The 18,083-nt window shown below is 60.0% G+C and carries 15 protein-coding genes; 5 read left to right on the top strand and 10 right to left on the bottom strand.

Annotated features, from left to right (window positions below; genetic code table 11):
* Positions 1 to 44 precede the first annotated feature (44 nt).
* From AB9L16_RS07620 to AB9L16_RS07610, 3 genes are all read right to left on the bottom strand, one after another.
* The gene (locus AB9L16_RS07620) at positions 45 to 1,916 is read right to left on the bottom strand and encodes an MFS transporter (RefSeq protein ID WP_252869040.1); all 1,872 of its coding nucleotides are present in this window, start codon (positions 1,914 to 1,916) and stop codon (positions 45 to 47) included.
* Positions 1,917 to 2,012: 96 nt separating this feature from the next.
* Positions 2,013 to 3,164, bottom strand: coding sequence for a TDT family transporter (locus AB9L16_RS07615; RefSeq protein WP_375123314.1), 1,152 nt, complete (start codon positions 3,162 to 3,164; stop codon positions 2,013 to 2,015).
* 115 nt (positions 3,165 to 3,279) lie between these two features.
* A complete protein-coding gene (locus tag AB9L16_RS07610) occupies positions 3,280 to 4,479 on the bottom strand; it encodes an MFS transporter (protein ID WP_375123313.1) in 1,200 nt (399 codons plus the stop codon).
* Positions 4,480 to 4,570: 91 nt separating this feature from the next.
* Between AB9L16_RS07610 and AB9L16_RS07605 the strand changes: the two genes are divergently transcribed.
* Together AB9L16_RS07605 and AB9L16_RS07600 are read left to right on the top strand one after the other, a co-directional pair.
* A complete protein-coding gene (locus AB9L16_RS07605; RefSeq protein WP_375123312.1) occupies positions 4,571 to 5,113 on the top strand; it encodes a TetR/AcrR family transcriptional regulator C-terminal ligand-binding domain-containing protein in 543 nt (180 codons plus the stop codon).
* A 223-nt stretch (positions 5,114 to 5,336) separates the two neighbouring features.
* A complete protein-coding gene (locus AB9L16_RS07600; RefSeq protein ID WP_375123311.1) occupies positions 5,337 to 8,807 on the top strand; it encodes a NahK/ErcS family hybrid sensor histidine kinase/response regulator in 3,471 nt (1,156 codons plus the stop codon).
* 613 nt (positions 8,808 to 9,420) lie between these two features.
* Here the strand turns inward: AB9L16_RS07600 and rmuC are convergent.
* Complete coding sequence (gene rmuC, locus AB9L16_RS07595) at positions 9,421 to 10,785, bottom strand: DNA recombination protein RmuC (protein WP_163012219.1); 1,365 nt, start codon at positions 10,783 to 10,785, stop codon at positions 9,421 to 9,423.
* Positions 10,786 to 10,960: 175 nt separating this feature from the next.
* Complete coding sequence (locus AB9L16_RS07590) at positions 10,961 to 11,284, bottom strand: hypothetical protein (protein WP_024012181.1); 324 nt, start codon at positions 11,282 to 11,284, stop codon at positions 10,961 to 10,963.
* A 910-nt stretch (positions 11,285 to 12,194) separates the two neighbouring features.
* Here AB9L16_RS07590 and AB9L16_RS07585 point away from each other — a divergent pair.
* The 3 genes from AB9L16_RS07585 to AB9L16_RS07575 all read left to right on the top strand — a co-directional run bounded on the left by AB9L16_RS07585 (position 12,195) and on the right by AB9L16_RS07575 (position 14,591).
* Positions 12,195 to 12,419 carry a hypothetical protein gene (locus tag AB9L16_RS07585; protein WP_016773719.1) on the top strand — a complete coding sequence of 75 codons (225 nt, stop codon included), beginning with the start codon at positions 12,195 to 12,197 and terminating at the stop codon, positions 12,417 to 12,419.
* A gap of 271 nt (positions 12,420 to 12,690) precedes the next feature.
* On the top strand, positions 12,691 to 13,173 hold the full coding sequence (locus tag AB9L16_RS07580) for a hypothetical protein (protein WP_073472662.1): 483 nt from the start codon (positions 12,691 to 12,693) through the stop codon (positions 13,171 to 13,173).
* A 146-nt stretch (positions 13,174 to 13,319) separates the two neighbouring features.
* Positions 13,320 to 14,591 (top strand): OmpP1/FadL family transporter, encoded by a 1,272-nt coding sequence (locus AB9L16_RS07575; protein ID WP_056783953.1) that lies wholly within the window; start codon positions 13,320 to 13,322, stop codon positions 14,589 to 14,591.
* Between the two features lie 194 nt (positions 14,592 to 14,785).
* Here the strand turns inward: AB9L16_RS07575 and AB9L16_RS07570 are convergent, their stop codons facing one another.
* The 5 genes from AB9L16_RS07570 to AB9L16_RS07550 all read right to left on the bottom strand — a co-directional run bounded on the left by AB9L16_RS07570 (position 14,786) and on the right by AB9L16_RS07550 (position 18,083).
* Positions 14,786 to 15,346 (bottom strand): glutathione peroxidase, encoded by a 561-nt coding sequence (locus tag AB9L16_RS07570; RefSeq protein ID WP_041479535.1) that lies wholly within the window; start codon positions 15,344 to 15,346, stop codon positions 14,786 to 14,788.
* 54 nt (positions 15,347 to 15,400) lie between these two features.
* Positions 15,401 to 15,523, bottom strand: a complete 123-nt coding sequence (locus tag AB9L16_RS07565) for a hypothetical protein (protein WP_256584315.1) — start codon at positions 15,521 to 15,523, stop codon at positions 15,401 to 15,403.
* Positions 15,520 to 16,728, bottom strand: coding sequence for an MFS transporter (locus tag AB9L16_RS07560; protein WP_056783951.1), 1,209 nt, complete (start codon positions 16,726 to 16,728; stop codon positions 15,520 to 15,522). Before AB9L16_RS07560 ends, AB9L16_RS07565 begins: the two co-directional genes overlap by 4 nt.
* Positions 16,729 to 16,780: 52 nt before the next feature.
* Entirely contained in the window at positions 16,781 to 17,185 is a 405-nt protein-coding gene (locus AB9L16_RS07555; RefSeq protein ID WP_016773714.1) for a MarR family winged helix-turn-helix transcriptional regulator, read from the bottom strand.
* A gap of 175 nt (positions 17,186 to 17,360) precedes the next feature.
* Positions 17,361 to 18,083 (bottom strand): adenosylcobinamide-GDP ribazoletransferase, encoded by a 723-nt coding sequence (locus tag AB9L16_RS07550; protein WP_375123310.1) that lies wholly within the window; start codon positions 18,081 to 18,083, stop codon positions 17,361 to 17,363.

Here is an 18,083-nt window from a genome sequence, read left to right as displayed (position 1 = left end):
TGTGGGAGCTGGCTTGCCAGCGATGAGGGCCGTCCAGTCAACAACTATCTGACGGATCCGCGCAACTCCCCCACCAACACCTGCAACTTCGCCGGCTCGGTCCCTTCGGTAATAGCCGGCCCCGCCACCAGCGTCACCCGCGACCACAAGCGATGGAACAAGCCCTTGTTCGGATCGCGACTGAAGAAACTCCCCCACAATCCTTGCAGCGCCAGCGGAATCACCGGCACCGGGGTCTCTTCGAGAATCCGCGTCACGCCGCCGCGAAACTCGTTGATCTCGCCATCGGCGGTCAATTTGCCTTCCGGGAAAATACACACCAGCTCACCGTCCCTCAAATACTGAGCGATGCGGGTAAAGGCTTTTTCGTAGATCTGGATATCTTCCTGGCGTCCGGCAATCGGAATAGCGCCCGCCGTGCGAAAGATGAAGTTCAGCACCGGCAAGTTGTAGATCTTGTAGTACATGACAAAGCGAATCGGCCTACGCACCGCCCCGCCGATCAGCAAGGCGTCGACGAACGACACATGGTTGCACACCAGCAGCGCCGCGCCCTCGTCCGGGATCGCTTCAAGGTTGCGGTGCTCGACGCGGTACATGGAATGGCTGAGCAGCCAGATCATGAAGCGCATGCTGAATTCCGGAACGATCTTGAAGATGTAGGCGTTGACGCCGATGTTCAGCAGCGACACCACCAGGAACAGTTGCGGGATCGACAGCTTGGCGACGCTCAGCAAAACAATCGAAACAATCGCCGACACCACCATGAACAACGCGTTGAGAATGTTGTTGGCGGCAATCACCCGCGCCCGTTCGTTTTCAGCCGTACGCGACTGGATCAGTGCGTACAGCGGGACAATATAGAAGCCACCGAAAATGCCGAGGCCAAGGATGTCGATCAACACCGCCCAGGTGTGAACGAAGCCCAGCACCGCAATCCAGCTATGGCCGGTGACGCTGTCCGGGATCCCACCGGAATGCCACCACAGCAACAGGCCGAACACGGTCAGGCCAAACGAGCCAAACGGCACCAGACCGATCTCGACTTTGCGCCCTGAGAGCTTCTCGCAGAGCATCGAACCCAGCGCGATGCCCACCGAGAACACGGTCAGGATCAGCGTGACCACGGTTTCGTCACCGTGCATCCATTCCTTGGCGTAGGCCGGGATCTGCGTCAGATAGATTGCCCCGACGAACCAGAACCACGAGTTGCCGACAATCGAGCGCGACACCGCAGGCGTCTGGCCCAGACCGAGTTTCAACGTCGCCCAGGACTGACTGAAGATATTCCAGTTCAGGCGCATTTCCGGCGACGAGGCCGCCGCGCGCGGAATGCTGCGGCTGGCCAGATAACCCAGCACGGCAATGCCGACGATCGCGGCGGAGACTACTGGCGCGTAGTGCTCGGTCGACATCATGATCCCGGCGCCGATGGTCCCGGCGAGAATCGCCAGAAACGTGCCCATTTCCACCAGACCGTTGCCGCCGACCAGTTCATCGTCGCGCAAGGCCTGCGGCAGGATCGAATACTTTACCGGGCCGAACAGCGCCGAGTGCGTGCCCATGGCGAACAGCGCCACCAGCATCAACGACAGATGATCGAAGAGAAAGCCGATCGATCCTACGGCCATGATGGCGATTTCCGCGAGTTTGATCAGACGGATCAGCGCGTCCTTGGCGAATTTTTCCCCGAACTGCCCGGCCAGCGCCGAGAACAGGAAAAACGGCAGGATAAACAGCAGCGCGCAGAGGTTGACCCAGATCGAGCGATCGCCCTCGATGGTCAACCGATAGAGGATGGCGAGGATCAACGACTGCTTGAACACGTTGTCGTTAAACGCGCCGAGCGACTGGGTAATAAAGAAGGGCAAAAAGCGCCGGGTGCGCAACAGGTTGAACTGTGAGGGGTGACTCATCTTCCGTGTTTCCTGATGTTAGGTAGTGAGGCCTGGGTGCTTGTTATTGGAATCCCGCACCACGATCCAGGCCACACCTTACCTAAACTTTTCGGATTATTTCTTCAAACCTGCAATACACGGCGAGACAAACAGCTCGCCACGCCACGCGCCCTGCACGGTGCGCTTGCCGACGATCAGCCACATTGCCGCCAACAAAATCACCAGCGCCGTACCGAACACACTGAAAAACATGAGGCCGAGGACGCTTGCCAGCTTCAGCGTCGCCAGCGAATACACGCCCAATGGGAAGGTGAAGCCCCACCAGCCGAGGTTGAACGGAATGCCGTCACGCAGATAACGCACGGTGATCAACAGTGCCATCAACATCCACCACAGACCAAAACCCCACAGGGTGATCCCCGCCACCAGGCCCAGGCCCGAAGCGATTTCACCGACGCCAGCCAGGCCATTGGCGGCAAAAATCGCTGGCGCCTCACCGCCCAACAGCAACATGCCCAGCGCACCGGTGCCGATCGGACCGAGGGCGAGCCAGCTCGACGCGGCCATGTTTTCGTGGGGCAGTTTGTGCAAGGCCATACGCAACAACAGGATGGTCAGAATGCTGAACGCCACCGGCAGGGAGAAAGCCCAGAGCACATAGCTGGTGGTCAGTACGACGAGTTGCGCATGGGCGTCGGTCAGATGCGGGGCGAGCAAACCGCCGCTGGCCGCTGCCACTTCCGCCGCCACCACCGGCAGCAACCAGACCGCAGTCATCTGATCGATGCTGTGTTCCTGACGGGTAAACATCATGTACGGAATCAACACACCGCAGGCCAGCGACATCGCTACATCGATCCACCACAACACTTCAACGAGCTGGATGACACCGTCGCCCCAACGCGGCAGCCCGAACAACAGAAAGCCGTTGATGATCGTCGCCAGGCCCATGGGAATGGTGCCGAAGAACATCGATACAGTCGAATGGCCGAAAATCCGCCGCGCCTCGTCGAAGAACAAAATCCAGCGCGCGGCGTAGGCAATGGTAAACAGCGTGAATAACAGAATGTTGAACAACCACAGCCCTTCGGCCACAGCGCGCAATCCGGGAATGGCCAGCGGCAACTGGGCCAGCGCCAATGCCAGCACACCGGTGCCCATGGTCGCGGCGAACCAGTTCGGCGTGAACTGGCGGATCACTTCGCGCGGATGCTGCAGCTGGCTGAAAGGTCTATAGCCGGGGGTGACACTGTTGGGGCAGATCATCATGAACTCCTGTCCTCTGGTGAGGTTGAGTCCATGGTAGATCCGAATCGAATATCGATATAACGGGTAATATCTCTAACTGTTATCTGTTTTGCAGATAAGTATCTACACGCGCTTAAGGAGCGCTGCAAACTCTGCCTGTCTGCGGACGCAGACTGAGCAGCAGCGCAGCCACGGCCAGCACGATCAATACAACGCCGTAACCATCAGTGGTCGCCAGCAACCCGAAACTGCGCGCCAGGTGCCCGGCAAGCAATGCCGGCAAACAGAACGCCAGATAACTGAGCACGTAATAAGCCGACATCAACCCGGCTCGTTCATGCGGCAAAGCCAGCGACACCAGACTGCGCACCGCACCGAGGAAACCGGAACCGAAGCCGCAACCGGCGACCAGGGTGCCGAAGAAAAACAGCGACAGACTGGCGCCATGCACGCCGAGGAGGATCAGGACCAGCCCGATCGGCAGCAAGCTCGCACCCAGCCGCAACGCCTGAGCGGCCGGACGATTGCGCATCATGAAAATCATCAACGCACCGGTCACGGTGAGCGCCGCGACCGTAGCGCCGCCGATCAGATTGGAGGTAGAGCCAGTGGCCGTGCGCACCAACGACGGTGCCAGCGAGGCATAAAAACCTCCGAGCGCCCAGGTTGCGGTGTTCAGCGGCAGCACTCGCCACAACGTTGAACGCGCTTGCACCGGCACGTGCAGGGTCGGCCGCAACGACGCCAGCGCCCCACCTTGCCGCGAGACACTTTCCGGCAGGCGCCAGACATACACGCCTTGCAACACAAACAGTGCCAACAGTAACCAATAGGTCAGCTGCAACGGCGCTGGTGCGAATTCTGCCAGCAAGCCACAGCCCAAACCGCCCAAAGCCATCCCGAGTAACGGCGCGACACTGTTGATCAGCGGCCCCTGCTGACGATCGGTGTCGAGCAGCGTTGCACTCAATACGGCAGTGGCCATGCCGGTGGCGAAACCTTGCAGCACCCGTGCGCTGATCAACCACGACACGCTGTCGGCATAAATGAACAGCAGCATCGCCAGCGCATTGAGCAGCACTGCACTGAAGATCACCGGTTTGCGTCCGAGATGGTCGGAAAGCGAACCAACCGTCAGCAACGCCGCCAACAGACTGAAAGCGTAAACGGCGAAGATCAGCGTCAACATCGCTGCCGAGAAATGCAGCTGATCCTGATACAAGTGATACAACGGCGTCGGCGCGGTGGAAGCGGCGAGAAAACTGAGTAAGGTGATCGCCAGAAACCACAAGCTCGACTGGTGGGAAGCGACACTATTTAAGGGGCTGGTCATGGGCATACTCCGCAAAAGCTAATTTTTTGCTTTTGCGCAGTGTGCTACCGCCCAGCGCTTAAAGCAAATTCTTTGTGTTAAGGTCTGCCGCATGGCTATTAAAGAAGGTTTACGCCCCGGGGGCCGCAGTGCCCGGGTACAAGAGTCGATTCATTCGGCTGTCAACGCGCTGCTGCAAGAGCAGGAACGTTCCACCGTGACCGTCCCGCAGATTGCCGCCCGCGCAGGGGTTACGCCGTCGACGATCTACCGCCGCTGGGGTGATCTGGCGGCATTACTCGCCGACGTCGCCCTCGCCCGCATGCGCCCGGACAGCGAACCGGCGAACACTGGCAGCCTGCGCGGCGATATCCGCGCCTGGGCCGAGCAATATCTCGACGAGATGAGTTCGGAAGTCGGGCGCAACATGATGCGCGATGTGCAGGCCAGCGCTACGCCGGGCTATTGCGTGGCGATCATTGGTGCGCAGTTGCAGACCATTGTCGATCGCTATCCGGATGAAAACACACCGAGTGTCGATCGCTTGATCAATCTGATGGTGGCGCCGGTGGTGTTCCGGATTCTGTTTTCGGCCACGGCGCTGGAGGTGGATGAGTTGCATCGGTTGATCGATATTGCATTGCGGCAGGACTGACGCCTTCGCGAGCAGGCTCGCTCCCACAAGGGAATGCATTCCAGAAAGTGGGAGCGAGCCTGCTCGCGAAGAGGCCCGCCCGGGCACCACAAAAACCACCCGGTACCCCGCCTGCGACACCCCGCCACGCCACGACCTTGGTCGACACTGACTAACCGCCGCGCGCGTGCGAGACTGTCCGCCCGGGCAGGAGTGCCGGGGAGTCTTTTGTCGGGAGTGCTGCATGTCGTTGTCCACCGGGCTGATCGCCGTCGTTGCCCTGGCCTATATGGCCATCATGTTCGCCATCGCCTTCTACGGCGACCGTCGCAGCACGCCGTTGCCGCCACGGGTGCGCGCTTGGGTGTACAGCCTGTCGCTGGCGGTTTACTGCACCAGTTGGACGTTCTTCGGCGCGGTCGGTCAGGCGGCGGAACAACTGTGGTCATTCCTGCCGATCTACCTCGGGCCGATCCTGCTGCTGGTCGGCGCGCCGTGGGTCCTGCAGAAAATGGTGATGATCAGCAAACAGGAGAACATCACCTCCATCGCCGACTTCATCGCCGCGCGCTACGGCAAATCACAATCGCTGGCGGTGGTTGTGGCGCTGATCTGTCTGGTCGGCGTGTTGCCCTATATTGCCCTGCAACTCAAAGGCATTGTCCTTGGCGTGAACCTGCTGATCGGCGCCGGCGCCGATGCCATGGGCACCCGCGCCCAGGACACGGCGCTGATCGTGTCGCTGGTGCTAGCCCTGTTCACCATCGTTTTCGGTACGCGCAACCTCGACGCCACCGAACACCACCGTGGCATGGTGCTGGCGATTGCCTTCGAATCGCTGGTCAAGCTGTTCGCCTTTCTCGCCGTCGGCGCCTTCGTCACGTACGGCCTGTATGACGGTTTCGACGACCTGTTCAATCAGGCGATGCTCGCCCCGCGCCTTGAGGCGTACTGGAAGGAAACGATTAATTGGCCATCGATGGTGGTGCAGACCGGCGTGGCGATGATGGCGATCATTTGCCTGCCCCGGCAATTTCACGTCACCGTGGTGGAGAACATCGACCCGCAGGATCTGCGTCTGGCGAAATGGGTGTTCCCCGCCTATCTGGCTTTGGCCGCATTGTTTGTAGTACCGATCGCCCTTGCCGGTCAGATGATGCTGCCCAGCGATGTACTGCCCGACTCGTTCGTGATCAGCCTGCCGCTGGCCCAGGCCCATCCGGCGCTGGCGATGCTGGCGTTTATCGGTGGCGCATCGGCAGCGACCGGCATGGTGATTGTCGCCAGCGTCGCACTGTCGACCATGGTTTCCAACGACATGCTGTTGCCGTGGCTGTTGCGCCGCAACAACGCCGAGCGCCCGTTCGAAGTGTTCCGCCAGTGGATGCTCTCGGTGCGCCGCGTGAGCATCGTGGTGATTCTGCTGCTGGCCTACGTCAGTTATCGCTTGCTTGGCTCGACCGCGAGCCTGGCGACCATCGGCCAGATCGCTTTCGCGGCGGTAACGCAACTGGCGCCGGCGATGCTTGGCGCGCTGTACTGGAAACAGGCCAACCGCCGGGGCGTGTTCGCCGGCCTCGCCACCGGCACGTTTCTGTGGTTTTACACGCTGGTACTGCCGATTGCCGCGCACAGTCTCGGCTGGTCGCTGGCGAGTTTTCCGGGGTTGGCGTGGCTGCATAGTAATCCGCTGAACCTGCCGATTACGCCGCTGACCCAAGGCGTGGTGTTGTCGCTGGCGGGTAATTTCACCCTGTTCGCCTGGGTCTCGGTGCTCTCGCGCACGCGGGTTTCGGAACACTGGCAGGCCGGGCGTTTTATCGGTCAGGAAATCAGCGCGCGGCCTAATGCTCGTTCAATGCTGGCGGTGCAGATCGACGATCTGCTGCAACTGGCGGCGCGTTTCGTCGGCGAAGAACGCGCGCGGCAGAGCTTCATTCGCTTCGCCTACCGTCAGGGCAAGGGTTTCAACCCCAACCAGAACGCCGACAGTGAATGGATCGCCCATACCGAACGTTTGCTGGCCGGTGTCCTCGGCGCTTCTTCGACGCGCGCTGTAGTAAAAGCCGCCATCGAAGGTCGGGAAATGCAGCTGGAGGACGTAGTCCGAATCGCTGACGAAGCCTCGGAAGTGCTGCAGTTCAACCGAGCGCTGCTGCAAGGCGCGATCGAGAACATCACCCAGGGCATCAGCGTGGTCGACCAGTCGCTGAAACTGGTGGCGTGGAACCGGCGTTATCTGGAGCTGTTCAACTACCCCGACGGCCTGATCAGCGTCGGCCGGCCGATTGCCGACATCATTCGCTACAACGCCGAACGCGGTTTGTGCGGCCCCGGCGAAGCGGAAGTGCACGTCGCGCGACGCTTGCACTGGATGCGTCAGGGCCGCGCGCACACTTCCGAACGGCTGTTTCCCAATGGCCGGGTGATCGAGCTGATCGGCAACCCGATGCCCGGCGGCGGATTTGTCATGAGCTTCACCGACATTACCGCGTTCCGCGAAGCCGAACAGGCGCTGACCGAGGCGAACGAAGGGCTCGAGCAACGGGTCAGCGAGCGCACCCAGGAACTGTCGCAACTCAACGTCGCGCTCACCGAAGCCAAGGGCAATGCCGAGGCGGCCAACCAGTCGAAAACCCGCTTCCTCGCCGCCGTCAGCCACGACTTGATGCAACCGCTGAACGCCGCGCGACTGTTCTCCGCCGCCCTCTCCCACCAGAACGAAGGCTTGAGCGCAGAGGCGCAGCAGCTGGTGCAACACCTCGACAGCTCGTTGCGTTCGGCGGAAGACCTGATCAGCGATCTACTGGACATCTCGCGCCTGGAAAACGGCAAGATCAACCCGGACCGCAAAGCGTTCGTCGTCAATGAACTGTTCGACACCCTAGGCGCGGAGTTCAAGGCGCTGGCCCAAGAGCAAAAGCTCACGTTCCGGGTGCGCGGCAGTCAATTGCGCATCGACAGCGACATCAAACTGCTGCGGCGAATCCTGCAAAACTTCCTCACCAACGCTTTCCGCTATGCCAAAGGCCCGGTGCTGCTGGGCGTGCGTCGGCGCAGTGGCGAGTTATGTCTGGAAGTCTGGGATCGCGGCCCGGGGATTCCGGAAGACAAACAACAAGTGATTTTCGAAGAATTCAAACGCCTCGACAGCCACCAGACCCGCGCCGAAAAAGGTCTGGGCCTGGGTCTGGCGATCGCTGACGGCTTGTGCCGCGTGCTCGGGCATACCTTGCGCGTTCGTTCCTGGCCGGGGCGCGGCAGTGTATTCAGCGTGACGGTACCGCTGGCGCGCACGCAAACACCTGCGGCGAGCGCCTCGGTCGAACCGAACAGCAAAATGCTCAGCGGCGCGCAGGTGCTGTGCATCGATAACGAAGACAGCATCCTGATCGGCATGAACAGCCTGTTGAGCCGCTGGGGCTGCCAGGTGTGGACGGCGCGCAATCGCGAAGAATGCGCAGCGATATTGAATGAAGGTGTGCGGCCGCAACTGGCGCTGGTCGACTATCACCTCGACCACGGCGATACCGGCACAGAGCTGATGGCGTGGTTGCGCACGCGCCTGGGCGAGCCGGTACCCGGCGTGGTAATCAGCGCGGATGGACGCCCGGAGACCGTAGCGCAAGTGCATGCGGCGGGGCTTGATTATCTGGCCAAACCGGTGAAGCCGGCAGCGTTGCGGGCACTGCTGAGTCGGTATTTGCCGTTGTAGAAGGTGACCTTGCAGACGCCTTCGCGAGCAGGCTCGCTCCCACAGAACAGCAAGAGCAAGAGCAAGAGCAAGAGCAAGAGCAAGAGCAAGAGCAAGAGCAAGAGCAAGAGCAAGAGCAAGAGCAAGAGCAAAAGATCGCAGCCTTCGGCAGCTCCTACAGTTGGACCGTCGATATCTGAGTGAAATGGTTGGTCGGCAGATTGCCTTCGCGAGCAGGCTCGCTCCCACAAAAGCAAAAGCAAGGCAGCGCAGCTGCCCGCGGCGAAGCCGCCCCACTCAACAATGAGCGCAAGCTCGAGTAACGCTTTTGATCTTGATCCACCGGCGACGTCGGAAGGCTGAGTGGAGGGATTGATCCGGGCGAGGGAGCGCAGCGACCGTCTGGCGCAGCCAGACACAGCGGAAGGAGGTGCAGCGAAGCAAACCGTAGCCGCTGCGCCCGGATCGATCCCGGAGCGAAGGGACCCGAGCCTGCGAGGGCCGAACGTAGGAGCAAGCCTTTTGGGTTACCTTTTTGGCGTTTGAAAAAGGTGACTCGCCGTAAGGGCGAAACCGCCAGCCGCCACGACCGCAGCAACGGATATGCCCCCAAAATCAGCCCAAAAAACGACGCCTACTCAGGCAACTCAACCAACCCATCAACATCAGTCATCGCCCGCTCCAGCAAATCCGCCGGCAAGCTCTTGCTCGCCCGCGCACCGAGCAACTTCAACTGCTCACTGCGGCTGACCAGATTACCGCGCCCCTCTGTCAGCTTGTTGCGCGCTGAGCTGTAAGCCTTGTCCAGTTGCTGCAGACGATTGCCCACTTCGTCCAGATCCTGAATAAACAACACGAACTTGTCATACAGCCAACCCGCGCGCTCGGCGATTTCCCGGGCGTTCTGGCTCTGGCGCTCCTGCTTCCACAGACTGTCGATCACCCGCAGCGTGGCCAACAGCGTAGTCGGACTGACGATCACGATATTGCGGTCGAAAGCATCCTGAAACAGCGACGGCTCAGCCTGCAACGCAGCGGAAAATGCCGCTTCGATCGGCACGAACAGCAAGACGAAATCGAGGCTGTGCAGGCCTTCCAGGCGCTTGTAATCCTTGCCGGCCAAACCTTTGACATGATTGCGCAGCGACAACACGTGCTGCTTAATCGCGATCTGCCCCAACGTGTCGTCATCTGCCGCAACATACTGTTGATACGCGGTGAGGCTGACTTTCGAGTCGACCACGACTTGCTTGTCGCCGGGCAGATAAATGATTACATCGGGCTGGAAACGCTCACCGTCCGGGCCTTTGAGATTGACCTGAGTCTGATACTCGCGGCCCTTCTCCAGACCTGCATGCTCAAGAACGCGCTCGAGGATCAGTTCGCCCCAATTGCCTTGGGTTTTCTGGCCCTTGAGCGCGCGAGTCAGGTTGGTCGCTTCGTCGCTCAGACGCAGATTCAATGCCTGCAAACGCTCCAGCTCCTTGGCCAGCGAGAAGCGCTCGCGGGCTTCGGCCTGATAGCTTTCTTCCACGCGTTTTTCAAAGGACTGAATGCGCTCTTTCAACGGATCGAGCAACTGCCCGAGCCGCTGCTGGCTGGTTTCGGCAAAGCGCTGCTCACGCTCATCGAAGATCTTGCCGGCCAGCTCGGCGAACTGCGCACGCAGCTCATCACGCGAGCCTTGCAGGTCGTTGAGACGTTGTTGATGGCTTTCCTGTTGCTCTCGCAGTTCGGCACTCAGCGAGGCAGCGTGGGCGTCGAGGCGGCGCAACTCAGCGTCCTTGTTGGCGCGTTCGAGGTTCCAGGCGTGGGAGGCATCGCGGGCGTCATCGCGCTCGATCTGCAGCAATTCAACTTCGCGGCGCAGGGCGGCGAGGTCTGCCTGTTTGGCAGCGTTGGCCTGGCCGAGGTCGGCGATCTCGTCGCGGCTCGCTTCAAGCTGCGCGGTGAGGCCGTCCTGGGCCAGTTGCGCCATGGCCAGGCGCTCTTCGAGCAAGGCCAGATCGGCCTGGGCATTGCTGGCCCGGCGTTGCAGTTGCCAAGCCAGCGCCAGCAGCGGCACCCCTGCTGCCGCAAGACCAAGCAATATGCTGGTCAAGTCCATAGCCATAGCGACTCCTGCCAATCGGATAAAGCCTGAAGGTTAACCAAGGTGTCTGGGCTTGGACAGCTCAGTCTTCGATCAGACCGAGTTCCTGCTGTGCGCGACGGTCGCCGGCGCGGGCGGCCTGACGCAGCAGCTCCTGGCCGATACGCCGGTCACGGGCATTGCCGCACTCACGGCAGATCAATTGGCCGAGACGGCTTTGCGCAGCGACTACACCTTCACGGGCCGGTTGCTTGAGCAGGCGGCCCGCGAGGTGTTTGGCGCTGGGGCTGTCGCTCAGGCGCGGCGCATCTAGCAGCCACTCAGCCACACGTACGGAAAAACGCTTGGGAGCGGTAACAGAGGTCGGATTGGAGGTAACAGAGTCTGATACTGAGCGAAACTTCATAAAGCACTGCGGGACAGATCGGAAGGCGCGCCACTTTACTCTCTTTTTCTTACAGGTAAAGTCGAAAAAAAACCCGGCACGCCCGTCCTAGAGCAAGCGCTAGGGACAATCCACAGAAGCTGTGGATAAGTCAGTGGACAACCGCTCTGTGATCCTCGCAAAGCCTTATGGAATGGGGCTCGCAGTCAAACTGACGATTTTTTCACCAACAAAAAAAGACGATATTTTTCATTGACTTAAACTTTTGATACAGGCAGCGACTGGAGTCAGGATCGATGTGACAGTTGCGTTACGCTCTGCGCAACTAATGTGCACAAGTACCTGTGCGCCGGTTATATACGTGCGCTTTTTCGGGTCATTTTGCGCAGCTGCGAACGCCCGAAAGGCTCTGCGAAAAGCATGCACGCCGACGGACGGTGTGACACGAACATTCCGTGCGAAGCTTTTTTCGTCATGGGGTTTGCTTCGCCCGAACGAATCCGTTACTATCCGCGGCGTTAGTACCAAGCTGAAAGTCAATTCCGGTCGAACATCTCCCACGGTCAACTTCCAACAGGAAGACACTGCCGAAAAAAGCGGGAACGACCCCTCGATGGTTTCCAGGTAACTCTTGTGACGACGCTGCCTTTGAACGAAAACAAAGGGCGTTGCCAAGAACACTTACTCTGACCGAACCAACCTGCAAATTGATCAGGATCTTCACCCCGGGCCCAGAACCTTTGCCCTCGCTGTGATGCCTGTCCTCCTAAGTACCTACCTGCCAGCCCAAGCGCGCTCACTTATCAGCGCTTCAAACTGGCTGCTTTGTTCCAGTCGGGTTCTTCGTTCGATCAATGGTGATCAACGTTACTGGAACGTTTTAACGTTGCACGGTTCTTATCCGTGTCATTTGTAGGAACACCTAATAACTATGTCTACTCAAATCCAGACTCAGGATGCCATTCGCACCCTAACCAACGCTTTTGCTCCAATGAACTGCCTGATCATGGCCGCTCGCAAAGGCTGCTTCAGCTTCACCGTAGTCAATGAACACGGTATCGCTCGTCACAGCGAGCGTCTGTACCCCGATCAATACTCCAGCGCCGAACCGCTGCAGGCCGTGATCGAGCGTACCCGTCAGGCACTGGTTGCCTGAAAGCCGGACAGGCTGCAAAAGCAAAGCCCTGCTGAAAAGCGGGGCTTTTTATTGCCTGATATTTCACTTTCAGCGCAACGCTTCTAAGCATGTTCCGATCTAACGCCCGGGATGCGATGGCGGAAATATTTTAAAAACAGGCCTTTACAAGCTGAATATGACACTACACTTCAACTCAAGCGGCTTGACCCGCTTGCGGCGAGCCTGATTCGATCCACTGCTGCCAAAGCCCCTTCAGGACTCGCCCTCAACAATAAGAACCGAGGGTGTTATGGGTATCGCTGCCAGCGAACTGTGCCGCTATGTGATCCGTCCCACATTGATCTATCTGGGACGCCACTGCGCAACCGCCGAATCCCTGCTGCTGGGTATCGCTGCCAGCCAATCCGCCCTCGGCTCTGCCCTGCACGACCGCCGTGGCCACGGCCTCTACCGGATTGCCGAGCATCGCCATCAGGCGCTCTGGGACGATTATCTGGCGCTCGACCCGGAGCGCGCCAGCCTGGTGCGCGGCCTCGCCAGTCAGCATGCATTCCTTAGCGGCCCGCATCTGGAACTGACCGTCAATCTGCGTTACGCCACGGCCATCGCCTGGCTGCTGGTAGAAGAACAGAACCCCATCCTCCCCGCTCCGACCGACCTGCTCGGCATGGCGCGCATCTGGCGCCAGACCTTTCAACCGCAAGGCCGTTTGCGCGACTTCACCTATGCCTGGCAAACCTGTGTTTCACCGTTGAATCAGGTCGCTTGCTGACCGGGCGGTTTCACAAGTTCTCGCAACAAGTCGCCATTTTGGTCGGATTGTCCTACAAAACCGCTCTAACTCAAGGCTTACAAGCTATAGCGCTGGGACGAAAATGTTGGTAATTTTCGCCCCGGTGATCACCAGGAGTTCTAATAATGAAAAAAGTCATGCTCAAAACCACCCTTAGCCTCGCCGTTACCCTTGCCTCCACACAAATCTTCGCGGCAGGTTTTGCCCTCAACGAACAAAGCATCAGTGGGATGGGGACTGGTTTTGCCGGGCGATCTTCTTCTGCCGACGACGCAAGCACTGTTTATGGCAACCCGGCCGGCATGGCGCGCATCAAGCGCGAACAAGTCACCGGCGGCGTCGCCCTGGTCGACGCGCATACCGATATCAGCGATACCAGCTCCAGCCCTAATGGCGGCAGCAACAAGGGCGACATGGTGCCCCTCACTGCCGTACCGATGGGCTTCTATGTAAAACCGATCGATGATCACTGGGCATTCGGCCTCGGTGTGTACGTACCGTTCGGCCTGATCACGGATTACGAAAACGGCTTCGCCGGTCGTTACTTCGGCAGCAAGTCCGAAGTGCAAGTCATCACTTTCCAGCCAACCGTCAGCTACGCCTTCAACGACAAGGTGTCGATCGGTTTCGGCCCGACCATCAACCGTATCGACGGCTCGCTGGAATCCAACCTGTCGATCACCCAGGCACTGCCGGACGGCAAGGTCAAGATCAAGGGTGACGACACCGCGCTGGGCTACAACGTCGGCTTGCTGGTCCAGGCCACCGACACCACCCGTGTCGGCCTGACCTATCACTCCAAGGTCGACTACAAGCTCGAAGGCGACACCAAGGTCAACTACAACGCTCTGGCGCTGGTGGGCGTTGGCGCCAACCAGAAGTACGACGCTTCGTTGAAGATCACCACGCCGGAATCCGTGGACCTGTCGGTCACCCAGGCGATCAACGATCGCTGGAACGTCTACGCCGGCACCACCTGGACCCGCTGGAGCCAACTGGACAAGATCACCGTGAAGAACTCCGGCGTGCAGCCTCTGCTGGCCGGTCAGTTCGGTTCGATCAACGAAGACCAGAACTGGCATGACTCCTGGGCCTATGCCGTGGGTACCTCGTACCAGTTGAACAAGGAATGGGTCCTGCGTACCGGTCTGACCTTCGACCAGTCGCCAACCAATAACGAAGACCGCTCGCCGCGTATCCCGACTGGCGACCGCACCATCTTCAGTATCGGTGCCGGCTGGAGCCCGACCGACGACCTGACCATCGACGTCGCGTACTCGTACCTGAAAGAAGAGTCGGTCAACATCCGCAACGAAAACGCGCGTGGCCAGACTTACGATGCCAAGTATGAAAACTCGGCAAACGGCTTCGGTGTCGGCGCGACATACCGCTTCTGATGCACCGTGGCGAGGCTAACCCCTCGCCCAAGAAAAAGCCCCGCTCTCTTTACAGAGGCGGGGCTTTTTCATGCCTGGGCATCGAACAAACCGGTAGGAGCTGACGAGTGCAACGAGGCTGCGATCTTTTGATCCTGGAATTTCAAGAACAAAAGATCGCAGCCTCGTTGCACTCGTCAGCTCCTACAGGACCATCAAGGCTTCAGCGGTTTGGAGGCAATTGCCTTTTCGATCGCGGCGATAAACTCGGGGTCATCCGGTTTGGTCAAGCTGGAAAAACTCGCCACGACCTTGCCCTGCCGGTCGACCACATACTTGTAGAAGTTCCACTTCGGCGCATTGCTCTGCGCGGCCAGCACCTGAAACAGATGCGTGGCGTCATCGCCGCGGACCTTCTGCGGCTCGGTCATGTTGAAGGTCACGCCATAGTTGGCGTAGCAGACCTTGGCGGTTTCCGCGCTGTCCTTGGACTCCTGCTTGAAGTCATTCGACGGCACGCCAAGCATTTCCAGCCCCTGATCCTTATAGCGCTTGTTCAGCGCCTCGAGGCCTTCGAACTGCGGGGCGAAACCGCAGAAGCTGGCGGTATTGACCACCACCAGCGGTTTGTCGGCGTACTGCTTGCACAGATCGATGGATTCCTTGGCGCGCAGCTTGGGCAGCGAGCCTTGCAGCAGCTCAGGACAATCGGCGGCCTGGGCCAGGCCAGTCAACGCCATCAGCAACGCGGGAACAGCACACCAGCGCATCAACATGTCGAACTTCCTTGGGCATTCATCAGGCTTCGACGTTACTCGCCACGCTGCGATCTAGCAAATGCTCATGCCCAACTGCATCAGCGCCAGACCGCCGCGTTGCCAGCCCCACCACACCAGCGCCAACAGCGCTGCAGCCAGTGCGGTCAGCGCGAATCGCGCGCAGATCCGGCTCATGCTGCGCTCGCCGCAGCTTGCAGGCGCGCCACCGGACGCTCGCGCACCGGCCAGTTCAGCGCCGCCGCGAGCAGGCTCAAGAGAACCGCCACTTGCCAGATCAAGTCATAACTCCCGGTTCGGTCGTACACCACCCCGCCCAGCCAGCCACCAAGGAACGAACCGAGCTGATGGAACAGAAAGACGATGCCACCGAGCATGGACAAATTGCGCACGCCGAACAAGGTTGCCACCGTACCGTTGGTCAACGGCACCGTCGACAGCCACAGGAAGCCCATGGCCATGCCGAACAGATACGCTGTGGTGGTCGTCACCGGCAACCACAGGAACAGCACGATCACCACCGCGCGCAGCAGATACAACGCCGTCAGCAGCCGCGGTTTCGACATGCGGCCACCGAGCCAACCAGCGGTGTAAGTGCCGAAAATGTTGAACAGCCCGATCAATGCCAGCACCGTGGTGCCGACACTGGCGGGCAGATGCTGATCCACTAGATACGCTGGCAAGTGCACGCCAATGAACACCACTTGAAACCCGCAGACAAAAAAGCCGAACGCCAGCAGCCAGAATCCCGAATGCGAGCAGGCCTCACGCAGCGCTTCGGAGAGGGTTTGTTCATGGCCGAGAACCGGCAGTGGTTTGTCCTTGAGCATGCTCACCAGCGGCACAATCATCGCCACCAGCAGGCCCAACACCAACAGCGCCGCCGACCAGCCGAGCCAGCCGATCAACCCGAGCGTGCCCGGCAACATGGCGAACTGGCCGAACGAACCGGCAGCACTGGCGATACCCATGCCCATGCTGCGTTTCTCTGGCGGCACAGCGCGACCCACAACACCAAGAATGACCGAAAACGAAGTGCCCGAAAGACCGATACCGATCAGCAGACCGGCACTGAGTGACAGAGTCACTGCCGAATCAGACAGGCCCATGCACACCAGGCCCGCCGCGTAGAGGATCCCACCGACCAGCACCACTTTCGCCGCGCCGAAGCGGTCGGCCAGGGCGCCGGTGAACGGCTGCGCCAGGCCCCAGATCAGGTTTTGCAGGGCGATGGCGAAGGCAAACACTTCGCGACCCCAGCCGAACTGCGCGCTCATCGGCGACAGGAACAGACCGAACCCGTGGCGCACGCCCAATGACAACGCCAGGATCAGCGCACTCCCCAGCAACACCCAACCGCACGTACGCCACATCGATGTCATTGTTATTCTCCAGTCACGGGTATATACCCGCTTGAGCGCGAAAAAACCGCCGTCAGGCCAGTTCGTCGAGCAGTTTGAGCAAGGTTTCGCGCTTCTCGGCACCGAGACGGTCGATCAGCCGCTGTTGCGCCGCTTCCCACGCCGGCAATGCCGCTGCCAGGCGCTGCACGCCGGTTTCAGTGAGGCGCACGATGCGGTTGCGCATGTCCTCGCCTTCGGCCAGCGCCACCAGACCTTCGCCCTCCAGCACACGTAGATTGCGTCCGAGCGTGCTGCGATCCAGGCCCATGGCCTCAGCCAGTTCGGAAATGCTCGGTTGCTCCAGCCGCTGCAGATTGCACAGCAGAGAATACTGGGCAACGTTGATCCCGAAGCCATCGAGAGCGCCGTCGTAATGCCTGCTGACGCCACGCGCGGCGCGACGCAGGTTGGTGCACAAACACTGAGAAGGAAGCATGATGCGTGTATATACCCGCGAGTGTGTTAAATCAAGTTACAGATGAGTTTACTCTGAACATCATTGTTGCCGGTGAGGCCGCCTTCGCGAGCAGGCTCGCTCCCACAGGGGATTGCATTTCGAAGGTGGGAGCGAGCCTGCTCGCGAAGGGGCCGGCATCATCTACGCAAATCCTTCAGACCAAAGCGAGCCCCACCAACACCCCCATCTCCAGCAATTCCAGCAACGCCCCTGCCGTATCCCCGGTAGTCCCACCCAACCGCCGCATCATCAATCGCCGCAGCCAGACAAACCCAACCAGCGAAATCAGCACCGCGCCGATACCCGCGATCAACACGCAGCCCAGCGCACTCAACCCCAGCACCCACCACCCCGCTTTGCGCGGCAGATGATCGGCCAGCGCCTGACCCAAGCCACCCGCACGCACATACGGCGTAGTCAGAAACAACACCAACAGCGCCGCCCGCCCGAGCACCGGGACGATGATCAGCGCCAGGGTATGCGCTTGCTCGATCAGCGCCAGCAGCGCGGCGAATTTCAGCAACAACACCAGCACCAGCGTGACCACCGCGATCGGCCCGCTGCGCGGATCTTTCATGATCGTCAGCGTACGTTCACGATCACCAAAACCCCCGAGCCAGGCATCGGCGCTGTCCGCCAAGCCATCGAGATGCAGCACGCCGCTGAGCAATACCCACACGGTCAGCAACAGCGCCGCATGGAGCAACATCGGCGCGCTGGCCAACAACAGATTCAACGCATAGAGGATCAACCCGAACAGCAATCCCACCAGCGGATAAAACAGCAGCGAACGGCCAAGCTGTTGCGGCTCGGGCATGCCCGGCAGGCGAATCGGCAGGCTGCTGAGAAACTGCAAGGCGATCCACAGCGGTAACAT

Source organism: Pseudomonas sp. LW8 (genome assembly GCF_041956865.1).
In the GTDB taxonomy this organism is placed as follows: domain Bacteria; phylum Pseudomonadota; class Gammaproteobacteria; order Pseudomonadales; family Pseudomonadaceae; genus Aquipseudomonas; species Aquipseudomonas siliginis.
The sequence above is the reverse complement of the archived record's forward strand: the minus strand, read 5'-3'. Positions and strand labels throughout refer to the sequence as shown.